We start from the raw sequence: 15,003 nt of genomic DNA on the forward strand, positions 1-15,003 counted from the left end.
ATCCTAGGCGCGCGGTAAGGCTCCCCACCGGGCAAGGCGACCTACCGGCGCCTCCCCAGAGTTCGGGCCTGGCCGTCGCTGCCGTTGATGAACCGGGCAATCCGCACGGCCAGGCCCTTGCCGGGCCGGATGGGCCCCTCGTGCAGCTGGCCGGGGACCACCTGGAAGGTGATTGATGGCGCTGCGGCCGCCAGCTGGCGGCCGGTCTCGGCAAAATACGCCGGACTCCAGCCGCCGCTGAGCATCAGGACGGGGGCGGTGAGGGTGGTGAAATTCTCCAGTTCGGCGTCGGCGTCCAGTACCGCCCGCATTTCGTTGACGGCCGTGGGCAGCAGCTGGCGCATTTCCGCGCCCAGGTTGGTTTTGGCGGAGAGAATGCTCAACATCCGCAGCGCGCCGAGCGGCAGGTAGGACAGGGGACCGGCCGTGGCCAGGCCCTGGACCAGGTGCGCCCAGGCATGGTTAAGCTGGCCTGCGGTGACGGCGTCCTCAAGCTCCGGCCGCCAGCGGTGGCTCAGGTTTCCGGACAGCGACACCGCGGCGTCATAGGTCACCAACCGGCCCACGGGCAGGGTCCGGGCCGCCTGCAGCGCCACGAAACCGCCATAGCTATGGGCCACCACGTCCGTGGAACCCGTCTCGCGCATGACCGCCGCAAGGTCGCTGATCTCCGTCTTCACCGAATAGTCCTCCGGCTGCGGGGCGGACCCCGCCCTGCCGCGGCGGTTGTAGCAGTGCACCGGCCGGCACAGCAGGACGCTGAGCTTCCGGGCAAAAGGCCGGTAGAGGGCGTCCGTGACCAAAGTGCCGTGGATGAGTACGACGCCGGGAGGTCCCGCCGTCGTCGGGTCCAATCCTGCGGGGGTACGGAAGGAATGGACGTCGAGGCGCCCGCCGTCCTCCGCTTCAACTTTCCACGTCTCCACAGCCCGAGTCTATGCCCGGGCGGCTGCCGGGAACCGGTGGCGGGAATGCCCGGTAAACTTGGGGATTGTGACTCCCCAAAACACCCCCACCCCAAAAAATGTCCCAGAGCCGCTCGACGCCAGCGAGCAGATGCGCATCCGCATGGACAAGCGCGCGAAGCTGATTGAGCGCGGCACCGAGGCATATCCGGTCGGTGTGGAACGCACGCATTCCCTCACGGAGATCCGCGAAAAGTACTCTCACCTTGAGGCTGACGACACCACCGGCGACGTTGTGGGCATCACCGGCCGCGTGGTTTTTGTGCGCAATACCGGCAAGCTCTGCTTCGCCACACTCCAGGAAGGCGGAGTTGACGGCAAGGGCACGCGGCTCCAGGCGATGCTCAGCCTTGCCAACGTCGGCGAGGAAGCGCTCGCGGACTGGAAGGCGGTGGTGGACCTGGGCGACCACGTGTTCATCAAGGGTGAGGTGATTTCCTCCCGCCGCGGCGAGCTGTCCGTGATGGCCGAGTCCTGGTCCATGGCTTCCAAGGCACTGCGCCCGTTGCCGGTGCTGCACGCGGAACTGAACGAGGAAACCCGCGTCCGTCAGCGGTACGTGGACCTGATGGTGCGCGATGAAGCCCGGGAGATGGTCTATACCCGCGCCGCGATTACCCGTTCCATCCGCGAGAGCCTGCACCGCCACAGCTACGTCGAAGTGGAAACCCCCATCCTGCAGCTGGTCCACGGCGGCGCCCTGGCCCGCCCGTTCGAGACGCACATGAACGCGTTCGACCAGAAGATGACCCTACGCATTGCCACTGAGCTTTACCTCAAGCGCGCCGTGGTGGGCGGGATCGATCGCGTCTACGACATGGGCCGCGTCTTCCGCAACGAGGGCGTGGACTCCACGCACAGCCCCGAATTCACCACCCTTGAGTGCTACGAAGCCTGGGCTGACCAGTTCGTCATGGCCGAGCGCATCAAGGAGATCATCCTGGACGCCGCTGACGCCGTGGGTGTGGGCCGCACCCTCCAGACCGATGCCGGGGAGATCAGCCTCGACGGCGACTGGGCCTGGGTTTCGGTCTACCCGGGACTGTCCGAGGCCGTTGGCCAGGAAGTCACACCGGACACGTCGCTTGAGGTGCTCCGCGAAATCGCGCAAAAGCATGAGGTCAAGATCGACCCGAAGTGGGACGCCGAGAAACTGGCCGTTGAACTGTTCGGCGAAATTGTGGAACCCACGCTCCTGAACCCCACCTTTGTGTACGACTACCCGCCGTCTGCCCAGCCGCTGGCCCGCCCCCACCGGAATGACGGCCGCCTGATCGAGGCTTGGGACCTTATCATCGGCGGCATGGAGCGCGGCACGGCCTTCTCCGAGCTGATCGACCCCGTCATCCAGCGCGAGCGGCTGACTGAACAGTCGCGGCACGCTGCCGCGGGCGATGACGAGGCAATGCAGCTGGACGAGGACTTCCTGCGGGCCCTCGAATACGGCGCGCCGCCCATGGGTGGCATCGGCCTCGGCATCGACCGGCTGGTGATGTTGTTCACCGGCGCCGGTATCCGCGAAACCATCCTTTTCCCGCTTCTGAAGCCCGAAGGCCACTGACCATGGAATATGTAGCCGTACTCCTGCCCTCGTTGGTGGTTGGCCTGCTTTTTTGGTTTGCCATGAAATCCATCTTCAATGCCGATAAGTCCGAGCGTCAGGCTGAAGCACGGGCCCAAGCCGAGGCGGAATCGCGTTCCGGCGCGCCCGTGAACGAACAGAACCCCGAATAAGACAAATAGCTCGAAAGAGATTTGCGTGGGTTCCTGTGGATATCCACAGGAACGATTGAACGCTTTGACGCGTTGCCATAAAGAGGCCCATACTTTTTACAGGAACATCCTCATTTTCTGACAACCGAACCTTTCCAAGAGGAAGACATATTTAATGGCACAGAAAGTAAACATCATCCTCGTCGATGATCTTGATGGGGGATCCGCGGACGAAAACGTCCGTTTCGGCCTCGATGGGGTCAGCTACGAAATCGATCTGTCCTCGGCCAATGCGGCCGAGCTCCGTTCTGCCTTGGGGCGCTTTGTCGCCGCTGGACGCAAGACCTCGGCCGGCAGGCCTACCCGCACCAAGCCGGTTGCAGGCACCCGCCCCAACGACTCCGCGCAGATCCGCCAGTGGGCGCGGGATAACGGCTACACGGTTAACAGTCGCGGCCGAATTCAGGCTGAAATCCAGGAAGCCTACCAAAAGGCAAATTCCTGACCTGCGCATCTCCATCGGCGTGATAGGCCCTGTCTTCACCTTCGGGGTGGGGGCAGGGTTTTTTGATGCCAATTGTGAATGCGCAAAGACGGACTTTGGCATGCGCGAACCCTTGCTGGCCAAAGATCTTCAGCCGTGCCGTTGGGCAAATCTCCGCGCGATTTCCTTACGGCGAGCCGATGATTCGGTTTGAGCCTCTGGTCTGGGTCGCCGGCGCGAATTCTCCCACTCAAATCTTTGCGTGGCGGGAGACACCCGAAATGTCTCTAATTAGCGGGCCTTAGTGATCCTTGAGCCGTCGTCGTCCCTTACTGCGTTCCGCTCCTGACGCCGCGGTCATGAGCAGGATGACGGGAGGTTGAACACGTCATGTTTCCCCTGTGGCGAACACGCTCCCCAATAGTGGGTCTGCCACGTAGCATCAAAGTACGTCGTAGCTAGGAGTGTGGCGAAAATGTTTGAGCGATTTACGGACCGTGCCCGTCGCGTAGTTGTGCTTGCCCAAGAAGAGGCACGCATGCTGAACCACAATTACATTGGTACCGAACACATCCTCTTGGGTCTGATCCATGAAGGTGAGGGCGTTGCCGCCAAAGCTCTTGAGTCCTTGAGCATTTCGCTCGACGGTGTGCGCGAGCAGGTACAGGAGATCATCGGCCAGGGCCAGCAGGCCCCATCCGGTCACATCCCCTTTACCCCGCGCGCCAAGAAGGTGCTGGAACTTTCCCTGCGGGAAGCCTTGCAGCTGGGCCACAACTACATCGGCACGGAGCACATCCTGCTGGGCCTCATCCGTGAGGGTGAAGGCGTTGCCGCTCAGGTGCTGGTCAAGCTGGGCGCAGACCTCAACCGCGTCCGTCAGCAGGTCATCCAGCTCCTCTCCGGCTACCAGGGCAAGGAGACTACCGGCGCAGGCGTCGGTCCCGGCCAGCCCGAGGGCACTCCAGCCGGCTCCGTGGTTCTGGACCAGTTCGGCCGCAACCTTACCCAGGCTGCGCGCGAGAACAAGCTGGACCCGGTGATCGGACGTGAGTCCGAAATGGAACGCGTTATGCAGGTCCTTTCGCGCCGCACCAAGAACAACCCTGTGCTGATCGGTGAGCCCGGCGTCGGCAAGACCGCCGTCGTCGAAGGCCTCGCCCAGGCAATTGTGCGCGGCGACGTCCCGGAAACCATCAAGGACAAGCAGCTGTACACCCTGGACCTCGGTTCACTGGTGGCCGGCTCCCGGTACCGCGGCGACTTCGAAGAGCGACTGAAGAAGGTCCTCAAGGAAATCCGCACCCGCGGCGACATCATCCTCTTCATCGACGAAATCCACACGCTTGTGGGTGCCGGCGCTGCTGAAGGTGCCATCGATGCTGCGTCCATCCTGAAGCCCATGCTTGCCCGCGGTGAACTGCAGACCATCGGTGCCACCACCCTGGATGAGTACCGCAAGCACATCGAGAAGGATGCCGCGCTCGAGCGTCGTTTCCAGCCGATCCAGGTCAAGGAGCCCTCTGTCGCACACGCGATCGAGATCCTCAAGGGACTGCGTGACCGTTACGAGGCGCACCACCGCGTCACCATCACCGACGGCGCCCTCACCTCGGCCGCGAACCTCGCCGAACGCTACATCTCGGACCGCTTCCTGCCGGACAAGGCCATCGACCTGATCGACGAGGCCGGTGCCCGGTTGCGCATCCGCCGGATGACCGCCCCGCCGGAACTGAAGGCCATGGATGAGCGGATTGCCAAGCTGAAGATGGAGAAGGAATCCGCCATCGACGCGCAGGACTTCGAAGGTGCCGCTTCGCTCCGGGACAAGGAGCAGAAGCTCATCACTGAGCGTGCCGAGAAGGAACGCCACTGGAAGTCCGGCGGCATGGATGACATCTCCGAGGTGGACGAGGATCTCATCGCCGAGGTGTTGGCCAACTCCACCGGCATCCCGGTCTTCAAGCTGACCGAGGAAGAGTCCACGCGCCTGCTGAAGATGGAAGACGAACTGCACAAGCGTGTGGTGGGCCAGAATGAGGCCATCAGGTCCCTATCCCAGGCGATCCGCCGCACCCGTGCAGGCCTGAAGGACCCTAAGCGTCCGGGCGGCTCGTTCATCTTTGCCGGCCCCACCGGCGTCGGCAAGACCGAGCTGGCCAAGGCCTTGGCGGAATTCCTGTTTGGTGACGAGGACGCCCTCATCACGCTGGACATGTCCGAGTACTCCGAAAAGCACACTGTTTCACGGCTCTTCGGTGCCCCTCCGGGCTACGTCGGCTACGAAGAGGGTGGCCAGCTCACTGAGAAGGTCCGCCGCCGTCCGTTCTCCGTGGTCCTGTTCGACGAAGTGGAGAAGGCGCACGCTGACCTCTTCAACTCACTCCTGCAGATCCTTGAAGACGGCCGCCTGACCGACTCCCAGGGTCGCGTGGTGGACTTCAAGAACACCGTGATCATCATGACCACCAACCTGGGCACCCGGGACATCTCCAAGAGCGTTGCCACCGGCTTCCAGTCCGGCACGGACACCCAGACCGGCTATAACCGGATGCGTGCCCGTGTGACGGAGGAGCTCAAGCAGCACTTCCGTCCGGAGTTCCTGAACCGTGTGGATGACGTTGTGGTGTTCCCGCAGCTCACCCAGGACGAGATCATCGAGATCGTGGACATGTTCGTTGGCCGCCTGGAGAAGCGCCTGGCGGACAAGGACATGGGCATCGAGCTCACCACCGCGGCCAAGGTGCTCCTGGCCACCCGCGGCTACGATCCTGCTATGGGTGCCCGGCCGCTGCGCCGCACCATCCAGCGCGAGATCGAGGACCAGCTCTCCGAGAAGATCCTGTTCGGCGAGCTCCACGCCGGCGACATCGTTGTAGTGGACGTGGATGGCGAAGGCGACGACGCCAAGTTCACGTTCGCTGGCAATGCCAAGCCGCGCATCCCGGAGATCGCTCCCAGCGTCTAACCACCAAAAGCGAAGGCTCCGCCACTCCGAAAGGAGCGGCGGGGCCTTCGTGTTGTCCGGCTTCCCGGTGTTGAGTCCGGGAGCGCTCCAGCCCAGCGGGAGCGGCCGAAGCCGGCCGGGCGCCACCGTAGGATTATGGGGTGACCGACTCTGATTCCTTCCACATCCGTTCCGCACGTACCAGTGACGTGGCCGCCATCAAGGGCCTTGTGGCGCCGTTGGCTGAGCAGCGGATCCTGATGGCAAAAGAGACGGTTGCCTATTACGAGAGCCTCCAGGAATTCCGGATCGCAGAGGCCCATGACGGCAAAGTCATCGGCTGCGGTGCGCTGCACGTTATGTGGGAGGACCTCGCTGAAGTCCGTACGCTGGCCGCGTCGGATGCATGGCGCGGCAAGGGAGTGGGGCATGTGCTCGTGGAAAGCCTGCTGGCCGCAGCCCGTGAACTGGGCGTGGGACGGGTCTTTTGCCTCACCTTCGAGGTGGATTTTTTCAAGCGCCATGGCTTCGAGGTCATGGCCGACCAGACGGCAGTGGACCCGGTGGTCTACTCCGAGCTGCTGCGCTCCCATGACGAAGGCGTTGCAGAGTTCCTGGACCTGGCGCGGGTCAAGCCCAACACCCTGGGCAATACCCGCATGATCAAGACCCTCTAACCACCTCTGGTCACCCTGCCCGCGCTACTGCGGCAAGAAGGCACCCTGTGACATAAATAGCTTTAAATCGAATTGATGGATAAACTGACCGGGGTTGCAGCGTGGGGGCCTGCCGTAAGGGACGGTCATTGGGGGCTGTCCCTTACCGCTTCCGTCGCATCGTCGCAGGCTACCGGACTTTGCGCGGCGGTAGTAGGGTCGAAGTGCATCCTCCAGGAAGCACCCACACCCCAGGAGTTCTGCCATGAAAAAACTCATCAACGATCCCCGCTCCGTGGTTGACGAATCCGTCGAAGGATTCGGTCTTGCCCACGCGGGACTCGTCACCGTCATCGCCGATCCCAAGTACGTCACACGCAAAGACGCGCCTGTGGCCGGAAAAGTCGGACTCGTTTCCGGCGGAGGAAGCGGCCACGAGCCGCTCCACGCCGGTTTTGTCGGGCTGGGAATGCTCGACGCCGCGGTGCCGGGGGCGGTGTTCACTTCACCGACGCCGGACCAGATCCTCCCGGCCACGCTCGCCGTTAACTCCGGCGCCGGCGTCGTCCATATCGTGAAAAACTACACCGGCGACGTCCTGAACTTCGAGACCGCAGCGGAACTGGCGCAGGCCGAAGGGGTGGACATCCGCACGGTCCTGGTGAACGATGACGTTGCGGTGGAGGACTCCCTGTACACCGCGGGCCGCCGTGGCGTGGGTGGCACCGTCCTGGTGGAGAAGATTGCCGGCGCCGCGGCTGAACGGGGCGACAACCTCGATGCCGTGGCCGCGATCGGCGTCCGCGTCAACAGCAATGTCCGCACCATGGGGGTCGCCCTGTCCGCGTGCACCGTACCGCACGCGGGAACGCCCAGTTTCGACCTTGCGGACGATGAAATCGAGATCGGCATCGGCATCCACGGCGAGCCCGGCCGGCACAAAATTCCGATGGAGAATGCCGACGGCATCACCGACCGCCTGCTGGACCCGGTCCTCACCGACCTGGGCATCACGAGCGGCGAGAAAGTGCTGCTGTTCGTCAACGGTATGGGCGGCACGCCCCTGAGTGAGCTGTACATCGTCTACCGCCGCGCTGCCCAGGTTATCGCAGAACGCGGAGCCGTCATCGAACGCTCGCTGGTAGGGAACTACATCACCGCCCTCGAAATGCAGGGCTGCTCCATCTCCGTGCTACGGCTCGACGATGAACTGACGCAGCTGTGGGATGCCCCCGTGCACACTGCAGCCCTGCGCTGGGGCGTGTAACTGTGATCCTGGACGTGAACTGGGCCGTCAGGTGGCTGACGCTGTGCGCCCAGGCCATGGCGGAAAACCGGGTCTGGCTCATCGAACTGGACCGTGCCATCGGGGACTCCGACCACGGCGAGAACATGGACCGCGGCTTCCAGGCCGTGCTCGACAAACTGGCCGAGGCGCGGCCGGAGACTCCCGGCGCGGCGCTGAAGCTGACAGCCATGACACTGATGTCCAAGGTGGGCGGCGCCGCGGGACCCTTGTATGGAACCGCGTTCCTGCGCGCCTCCACCGCGCTGGGAGACGCGGCCGAGATTGATCCGGGGCGCCTTGCCGAAGCGCTCGGGGCTGCCCGCGACGGGATCGTGGCCCGGGGCAAGGCCGAACCCGGCGACAAGACCATGGTGGATGCCTGGACCCCCGCAGTGGAGGCTGCACAGGCCGCCGCCAAGGACGGTGCCGGCACCGTCCTTGGCGTGCTGGTGGCTGCGGCCGAAGCGGCTGAAGCCGGCGCTGTGGCCACCGACCAGTTGGTGGCCCGCAAGGGCCGCGCCAGCTACCTGGGGGAGCGGAGCGCGGGCCACCGCGATCCGGGCGCCGCCTCAAGTGCGCTGATTCTCCGGGCGGCCGTTGGGGCCGCAGCGTGACAGTTCGTCTGGTGGTGGTGTCCCATAGCGAAAAAATAGCCGACGGCGCCGTGGAACTTGCCGCCCAGATGGCGCCCGACGTCGTCATCCTCGGCGCCGGGGGCACAGCAGACGGCAGGATCGGAACGAGCCTGGAAAAAGTCATGTCCGCCCTGGACCAGACGGCCGGCGGCGATGGCGTGGTGGTCCTGACAGACCTGGGATCTGCCGTGATGACGGCGGAATCGGCCTTGGAGCTCGTGGAGGAGCCGGCCGGTGTGCTTCTGGCGGACGCGCCCTTGGTGGAGGGCTTGGTTGCTGCCGCGGTGGCCGCGCAGGGCGGTGCTGATGCGAAGGCAGTTAAACGTGCCGCCGAAGCGGTCTACGGACTGGGACCGGACGTGACGGCTGCTTCGCTGGCCCTGGCTGCGAGTACAGTGGCTGAAGGGTCCGTCACCGGTCCGGGGCCGGACTTCACCGGCGACTTCGAACTGGTGAACGAGGCCGGAATGCACGCCCGTCCGGCCGCCAAGATCGCGGGCGGCCTGGCGTCCCTCAACGCCGAAGTCACGGTCAACGGCGTGGATGGCGCGTCAATGACATCTTTGATGATCTTGGCGGCAGGCAAGGGATCCATGCTCCATATCGAGGCATGGGGGCCCGACGCAGAGCGTGCCCTGAACTACGTTGGCGGCCTGGTGCAGGCCGGCTTCGGCGAGCCGTAGGCCGTGGACTGATATGGGCGTTGCTGGCGTGGATCCCGGCCAGGCGGGAATGCCGTCCGGTCAGCCGCCTATTTGACCTGGTTGCGGCCGAGATTGAAGGAGCGCTTGTCCACGAGCAGGTACGTGCCGGCTCCCATCAGGAGGAAGCCGCCAACGCCGATCACGATGATCTGAGTGCTGACACCGACAATAAGCAGCACCAGTCCGGACAGGCAAGCGATGGCACCGAAGTACGTGCGGCGCCCAAACCTCGTGCCCACGGAGCCGGACGAGAGTTCCTCGGCGAGCCGCGGATCGTCTGCAGACAGGCCCAACTCCAGCTCCTCAAGCTGTTTCCGCTCTCTATCTGAAAGTGGCATCATAACCCCTTCCCGGCGGCGAACCTGTTGTAATCCATCTTTGCCGATGCTAGTAATACAGACCGTAGAAGCGTCCTGGGTGGAAGTCAAGGGAGCGACCAGACTCATCAATAGTGCTCGCGAGATGGGGTGCGTGCCTCATTTGAGAAACGCTCGCGTAAATCACGGGCCGCCACGGGCACGGCGGTGACGATGAGGGATGGGCCTGTCGATGGGTACGCGTAGGGAAATCACGAAGCAGTACGCACGCGATTATGCGAAAGGAGCCAAGAAGGCCAAGGGGGCGGTGCTCGATGAGCTGGTGGCCGTCACCGGCTGGTCAAGGGCCAATGCCCGTCGGGCGCTGTCCACGGCCCGTAAGCGTAAGGGTCCTGCGAAGGCTGTTGTGCGGAAGCCGCGGGGACGTACTTACGGCTACGGCACCCTCAAGGTCCTGATCGAGGTGTGGCGGTTCGCGGGGATGCCGTCGGGTAAGTACCTGGCCGCCACCATGGACCTGTGGCTGCCCAAGCTTGAGGCCTTCGGGGAACTGGACAAGGACAGGCTGACCCCTGAGGTGAGGGCGCAGCTGCTGAAGGTCTCCGGTGCCACCATCGACCGGCTGCTCAAACCGACCAAGGACGCCGGCAGGCCTAAAGGCCTGTCCGCGACCAAGGCCGGGCCCCTGCTGCGCAACTCAATCACGGTCCGCAAGGCCGGGGATGAACACGAACAGGCTCCCGGTTTCATCGAAGCCGACATGGTCGTCCACTGCGGCCCCACCCTGGCCGGGGAATTCGCCAGGACCCTCACCGCCACGGACGTGTTCACCGGCTGGACCGAGAACGTCGCGGTCCGCAACGGCGCGCACAAATGGGTGCTGGAGGCAATGGATGAGGTCGTGGCACGGCTGCCGTTCCCCATGGTCGGGTTGGATACCGATAACGGAGGAGAGTTCATCAACTACGCCCTGATCAAATGGGTCGATGACAAGGACATCTACTTCACCCGGTCCCGGCCGTACAAGTCCAACGACAACGCCCACGTCGAGCAGAAAAACGGCGACGTGGTCCGCCGGCACGCCTTCCACTACCGCTACGATACCGCCGCGGAGCTGAAGCTGCTCAACGCCCTCTACGCCCTCGTGCGGGTACGGCTGAACCTCTTCACCGCCACCACGAAAGCGGTCGGCTGGCGCTCCAATAAGCACGGGAAGAAGGCCCGCATCTATGACAAACCGCGTACCCCGTACCAACGCGTGATCGATTCCGGGATCCTGACCGGAGCTAAAGCCGCGGAACTCGCCGAGCTGATGGAGATCACCAACCCGGCCGACCTCACCCGCGGCATCACCAAGATCCAGACCCAGCTGATCGCACTCGCCGCAGCGAAAACACGGGCACTGGAAGCATCATCCACGCGAGCACAATTAGATGAGGCAAGCAAGACACTTTCGCGTGCATCTTGACATGAGTCGTTTCGGGGAGGGGCTGGAGGGCCCTTGGCCGCCAAGAGTCACGCAGCCTGTCGCAGGCCCTGGGCGTCGAGAATAACCGAAGCGGTGACGAACTTCCCGCACTGCTCGCCGTAGGGATAGGCGCCGCGGGGCCGGAAATTCAGGGTGCGCACCGGCAGTGCCGATCCGTCCGGAGCAGCCGCGGTGGCGGTCAGCGCCATCGGGGCCTCCGTGAGGAACTCCAGCATCAGCATCCCGATCATGGTCCCGTCCGGGGAAGCCGTGGCGGAGCAGACCCCTTCCGGTGTGCAGCCCTGGTCAATCGAGGCAGTGCCGGGAAAAAGCTCGACCGCGGCCTCTTCACAGACGCCGTCCTGGCAGGCCTTGAGACGCAGTGAGCCCACCTGCGGTGCGTACTCCCGGGCCACGGTCACAGAGACCGCTGACGCCTGGGCAATCATCGGGCACGGCGTCGGGGCGGGGTAGTAGTAGCAACCGGAGGTGAGAACCGCCGTCGTCATCAGTGCCAGAAGTACCCCGGGCTTGCCCATACTCCAGCGTAAATCCGGAGATGGAAGCCGGCATTGCTACCAGGAAAGTGATGCAAACATTGTTATGGCCGTTGCTCCGAAGATCACCATAATGAGACCCGTCGCCATCCGGACCTTGGCAACAACAAAGGCCGGCAGCGTGGATTCGGCGGGGTTGTTTTCCTGCCGCTTGGCTTTCCGCAGTGAGCGGACCAGCGCAAAAATGACACCCGCAACAAACAGTGCCCAGATGACATACAACACGATTCTCATGAACTTCCCCCGGTTCGAGTCACCAGAAAGTATGCCATCCAGGGGCGGGCCACCCTAAAAGACGCTCAGGCCGGCAGCCGGTAACCGCCCTGGTGCAGCTCGGCCAGGCCGTCGCCGAGGAGGCCGGCAATGGCACGTTCGAGTTGTTCCGGCGCGGAGTTCAGGCGGTGCAATGCGGACAAGGGCACGCCGATTCCTGTCGCCGCGAAGCCCAGGTCAGCAGGCTCCCGCTGGAACATTTCCGTCGGCACCGGGGCTTCCGCAAGCCGAAGCACGGCTATCACGGCTCCCCGGACCTGCCGGTCAGTGCCATGCCACGCCTGTCCTTTGGGAACGTACGACGGCGGCGGCTCGCCGGCCGCCAGCCACGCACAGGAGTCCCGCACCGGGCATTCCGCGCACTTGGGCGCACGCGCCGTGCAGACCAGCGCCCCCAGTTCCATCACCGCGGCGTTCCAGCGCACGGAGGTCCCGACGTCGTCCGGCAGCAGTTCCGCTGCGAGCCGCATCTCCGCGGCGTTCAGCGACGGTGAGGGGAGTGCGACGCCGGAAACCAGCCGCGCGTGCACCCGCCGGATGTTGGTGTCCACCACAGTCTCCCGGCGTCCGAAGGCAAAGGCGGCAACGGCCGCGGCCGTGTAGCTGCCCACGCCGGGCAGGGCCAGCAGCTCCGTGTAGTCGCCGGTGACCTCGCCGGCGTGGTCGCGGACGATGGCGGCGGCGGCCGCGTGCAGGCGGAGTGCCCTGCGGGGATAGCCGAGCCTTCCCCAGGAGCGGACGGCTTCCCCTGCAGGCTCACCGGCGAGCCCGGCGGGGGTGGGCCAGCGCTCAAGCCATTCCCGCCAGACCGGCAAAACCCGCACCACAGGGGTCTGCTGGAGCATGATCTCGCTGACCAGGACTCCCCACGGTGAGCAACGGGTTTCGCGCCACGGCAGGTCCCTCGCCGTCTCCGCGAACCAGCCGGTGATCCTGCGGTGCAGCGCGGCGAGCTGGTCGGGGCGGAGTCCACCCGGGCCGGACGGGCCGTCCACGGGCATGGCTGGGGAAAGGGTCATGGCGTCGATTCCAACACTGTAGTGGATTCCCGGGAGCCGCGCGAAGATTCCCGCGGACAAACTGTGACCTTAGCGTTGACTGGGGGACCGGCGTGGTGGGACGGCAGAATCCGGCGGGTTCTCTAGCCTAGAAGGATGGGCAGGCAAGGCAATTCATCACCGCGCAAGACGGCATCCGCATCCGGTTCCCGGGGCGGTTCCGGCGCTACCCGGCAGCCGAGCGCAGCCGTCTACCGCCGCCGTCGGCTTTTTATGGGAACAGCCCTGCTCATGGCGGTGGCGCTCACCTTCGGTGGCTTTGCGGTGGCCGGTGCGCTCAGCGGCACCGAGCAGGCAGCTTCCACGGGCGGCGCCACCGAATCTGCCCCCGCCCCCGGCCCATCGCCGTCGCAAACTGCGGGCACGGAACCCATTGCCACGCCCACGCCGTCCTGCAGTCAAAACCTGGTGACGGTGTCCGCTTCGACGGACAAAGCCGCCTACGGCCCCGATGAGAACCCGCTGCTCACCCTGAAGGTGACCAACGGCGGAACCATGCCGTGCGAGGTGAACATCGGAACGTCCCAGATGGAGTTCCTGGTGACCAGCGGTGCGGACAGGATCTTCTCGTCCAAGGACTGCCAGGCCAAAAGCGAAGACCTGATGAAGACGATTGCCCCGGGAGCCAGCGAAACGGCGAACTTTCCGTGGGCCCGTAACCGCACGCTGGAGGGCTGCAGCCCCATCGAAGCCAAGCCAGGAGCGGGCGGGTCGTACTACATTTTCACGGCCAAGCTTGGCTCGAGGGCCAGCCCCAAGGCCGTGTTCCAGCTCAGCTGATCCGCCCCTTCGGTGGGTGGGGATTAGAGGAAGCGGTCCAGCAGGCTGGCTTCGGCCATCCGGCTCAGGCCTTCGCGGACGGTGCGGGCGCGTTGGTCGCCGATGCCGTCAACGGTCATGAGGTCGTCAATGGTGGCCGCCATCAGGAACTGCAGGCCGCCGAAGTGGTCCACCAAGCGGTCGGCAACAGCCTTGGGGACTGCCTTGAGCCCGGACAGCAACCTGTAACCGCGCGGCTGCACCACGGCGTCGAGATTGGCCTCGCCGCCGGCGAAACCGACGATCCCGGAGATCTTGCCCAGGTCGATCAGCTCTGTAGGGCCGAGGTTCACCAACGCAGTGACGGCCCGTTCGATGTCCTCGGCGGACGCGTCCGGCCGGGCGTAGTCGCGGATGATGACATCGCTGCCCGGGCCGCGGCCAACCGTGAGTTCATCGAGCTGGAGGGACAGAAGCCGGCCGTCCTCGCCGAGTTCCAGGACATACTGCGATATTTCCTCGGAGATCCGGCGGACCATTTCCTGGCGCTGCAGGGTCACTGCGACGTCGCGGACGGTCACCATGGCCTCGATCTCCAGCGCGGACAGGGAACTGGTCACCTGGTCCAGCCGCGAACGGTACCGTTCCAGCGTGGCGAGGGCCTGGTTGGCGCGGGCCAGGACCTTCTCGGATCCCTCCAGCACGTGCCGGAGCCCGTTCACGTACAGCGCGATGATCTGCATGGACTGGCTGACGGAGATCACGGGAACGCCGGTCTGGATGGCCACGCGCTCCGCCGTGCGGTGGCGGGTGCCGGATTCCTGGGTTTCGATGCTTGAGTCCGGGACCAGCTGGACCGCGGCCCGGAGAATGTTGCCGGCGTCCTTGTCGCAGATGATGGCGCCGTCCATCTTGGCCAGTTCGCGGAGCCTTGTGGGGGAGAAGTCGATGCCAATGTCGAACCCGCCGGAGCAGATGGAATCGATGGTCCGGTCCGAGCCCAGCACGATAAGCGCACCGGTCCGTCCCCGGAGGATGCGCTCCAGGCCATCGCGCAACGGCGTGCCTGGAGCCACTCTGCCCAGAGTCGCCTTGAGCGATTCTTCGGGGCTCCGAGCCATAGGTGTTCCCTTCAAAGGTGCAGACTGCCGCCCGCAGGTACGCCGGTTTCTCACTCCG

General features: G+C 64.7%; 16 protein-coding genes. 10 read left to right on the forward strand and 6 right to left on the reverse strand.

Annotated features, from left to right (window positions below; translation table 11 throughout):
• Positions 1-41: 41 nt before the first annotated feature.
• Positions 42-926, reverse strand: coding sequence for an alpha/beta hydrolase (locus tag ACQCS0_RS02270; protein ID WP_354155456.1), 885 nt, complete (start codon positions 924-926; stop codon positions 42-44).
• 67 nt (positions 927-993) lie between these two features.
• On the opposite strand from ACQCS0_RS02270, the gene lysS reads away from it, so the two are divergent.
• The 8 genes from lysS (at position 994) to dhaM (ending at position 9,371) form a co-directional block, all read left to right on the forward strand.
• On the forward strand, positions 994-2,526 hold the full coding sequence (lysS, locus tag ACQCS0_RS02275) for a lysine--tRNA ligase (protein ID WP_426939999.1): 1,533 nt from the start codon (positions 994-996) through the stop codon (positions 2,524-2,526).
• A gap of 2 nt (positions 2,527-2,528) precedes the next feature.
• Positions 2,529-2,699 carry a hypothetical protein gene (locus tag ACQCS0_RS02280; RefSeq protein WP_354155455.1) on the forward strand — a complete coding sequence of 57 codons (171 nt, stop codon included), beginning with the start codon at positions 2,529-2,531 and terminating at the stop codon, positions 2,697-2,699.
• 154 nt (positions 2,700-2,853) lie between these two features.
• Entirely contained in the window at positions 2,854-3,183 is a 330-nt protein-coding gene (locus tag ACQCS0_RS02285; RefSeq protein WP_282329791.1) for a histone-like nucleoid-structuring protein Lsr2, read from the forward strand.
• A 454-nt stretch (positions 3,184-3,637) separates the two neighbouring features.
• A complete protein-coding gene (locus ACQCS0_RS02290) occupies positions 3,638-6,130 on the forward strand; it encodes an ATP-dependent Clp protease ATP-binding subunit (protein WP_354155454.1) in 2,493 nt (830 codons plus the stop codon).
• A 140-nt stretch (positions 6,131-6,270) separates the two neighbouring features.
• Positions 6,271-6,786 carry an amino-acid N-acetyltransferase gene (locus ACQCS0_RS02295; protein WP_354155453.1) on the forward strand — a complete coding sequence of 172 codons (516 nt, stop codon included), beginning with the start codon at positions 6,271-6,273 and terminating at the stop codon, positions 6,784-6,786.
• Positions 6,787-7,030: 244 nt separating this feature from the next.
• Complete coding sequence (gene dhaK, locus ACQCS0_RS02300; RefSeq protein ID WP_354155452.1) at positions 7,031-8,032, forward strand: dihydroxyacetone kinase subunit DhaK; 1,002 nt, start codon at positions 7,031-7,033, stop codon at positions 8,030-8,032.
• A 2-nt stretch (positions 8,033-8,034) separates the two neighbouring features.
• Complete coding sequence (gene dhaL, locus ACQCS0_RS02305; RefSeq protein WP_354155451.1) at positions 8,035-8,667, forward strand: dihydroxyacetone kinase subunit DhaL; 633 nt, start codon at positions 8,035-8,037, stop codon at positions 8,665-8,667.
• Positions 8,664-9,371, forward strand: coding sequence for a dihydroxyacetone kinase phosphoryl donor subunit DhaM (dhaM, locus tag ACQCS0_RS02310; protein ID WP_354223482.1), 708 nt, complete (start codon positions 8,664-8,666; stop codon positions 9,369-9,371). The genes dhaL and dhaM overlap by 4 nt, the downstream gene beginning before the upstream one ends.
• 68 nt (positions 9,372-9,439) lie before the next feature.
• On the opposite strand, the gene ACQCS0_RS02315 is transcribed toward dhaM, so the two are convergent.
• On the reverse strand, positions 9,440-9,730 hold the full coding sequence (locus ACQCS0_RS02315) for a DUF3040 domain-containing protein (RefSeq protein ID WP_354155449.1): 291 nt from the start codon (positions 9,728-9,730) through the stop codon (positions 9,440-9,442).
• Between the two features lie 211 nt (positions 9,731-9,941).
• On the opposite strand from ACQCS0_RS02315, the gene ACQCS0_RS02320 reads away from it, so the two are divergent.
• Complete coding sequence (locus tag ACQCS0_RS02320; protein ID WP_354156531.1) at positions 9,942-11,177, forward strand: transposase family protein; 1,236 nt, start codon at positions 9,942-9,944, stop codon at positions 11,175-11,177.
• 47 nt (positions 11,178-11,224) lie between these two features.
• Here ACQCS0_RS02320 and ACQCS0_RS02325 read toward each other — a convergent pair whose 3' ends face one another.
• The 3 genes from ACQCS0_RS02325 to ACQCS0_RS02335 form a co-directional block, all read right to left on the reverse strand.
• Positions 11,225-11,716, reverse strand: a complete 492-nt coding sequence (locus ACQCS0_RS02325) for a hypothetical protein (protein ID WP_354155448.1) — start codon at positions 11,714-11,716, stop codon at positions 11,225-11,227.
• Between the two features lie 36 nt (positions 11,717-11,752).
• Positions 11,753-11,968 (reverse strand): hypothetical protein, encoded by a 216-nt coding sequence (locus ACQCS0_RS02330; protein WP_354155447.1) that lies wholly within the window; start codon positions 11,966-11,968, stop codon positions 11,753-11,755.
• 65 nt (positions 11,969-12,033) lie between these two features.
• Positions 12,034-13,008, reverse strand: a complete 975-nt coding sequence (locus ACQCS0_RS02335; RefSeq protein WP_354155530.1) for an A/G-specific adenine glycosylase — start codon at positions 13,006-13,008, stop codon at positions 12,034-12,036.
• Positions 13,009-13,161: 153 nt separating this feature from the next.
• On the opposite strand from ACQCS0_RS02335, the gene ACQCS0_RS02340 reads away from it, so the two are divergent.
• On the forward strand, positions 13,162-13,845 hold the full coding sequence (locus tag ACQCS0_RS02340) for a hypothetical protein (protein ID WP_354155446.1): 684 nt from the start codon (positions 13,162-13,164) through the stop codon (positions 13,843-13,845).
• Between the two features lie 23 nt (positions 13,846-13,868).
• Here ACQCS0_RS02340 and disA read toward each other — a convergent pair whose 3' ends face one another.
• A complete protein-coding gene (gene disA, locus ACQCS0_RS02345; RefSeq protein ID WP_282329780.1) occupies positions 13,869-14,945 on the reverse strand; it encodes a DNA integrity scanning diadenylate cyclase DisA in 1,077 nt (358 codons plus the stop codon).
• Between the last annotated feature and the right edge of the window lie 58 nt (positions 14,946-15,003).

The organism is Pseudarthrobacter sp. S6, assembly GCF_050156575.1.
GTDB lineage: Bacteria > Actinomycetota > Actinomycetes > Actinomycetales > Micrococcaceae > Arthrobacter.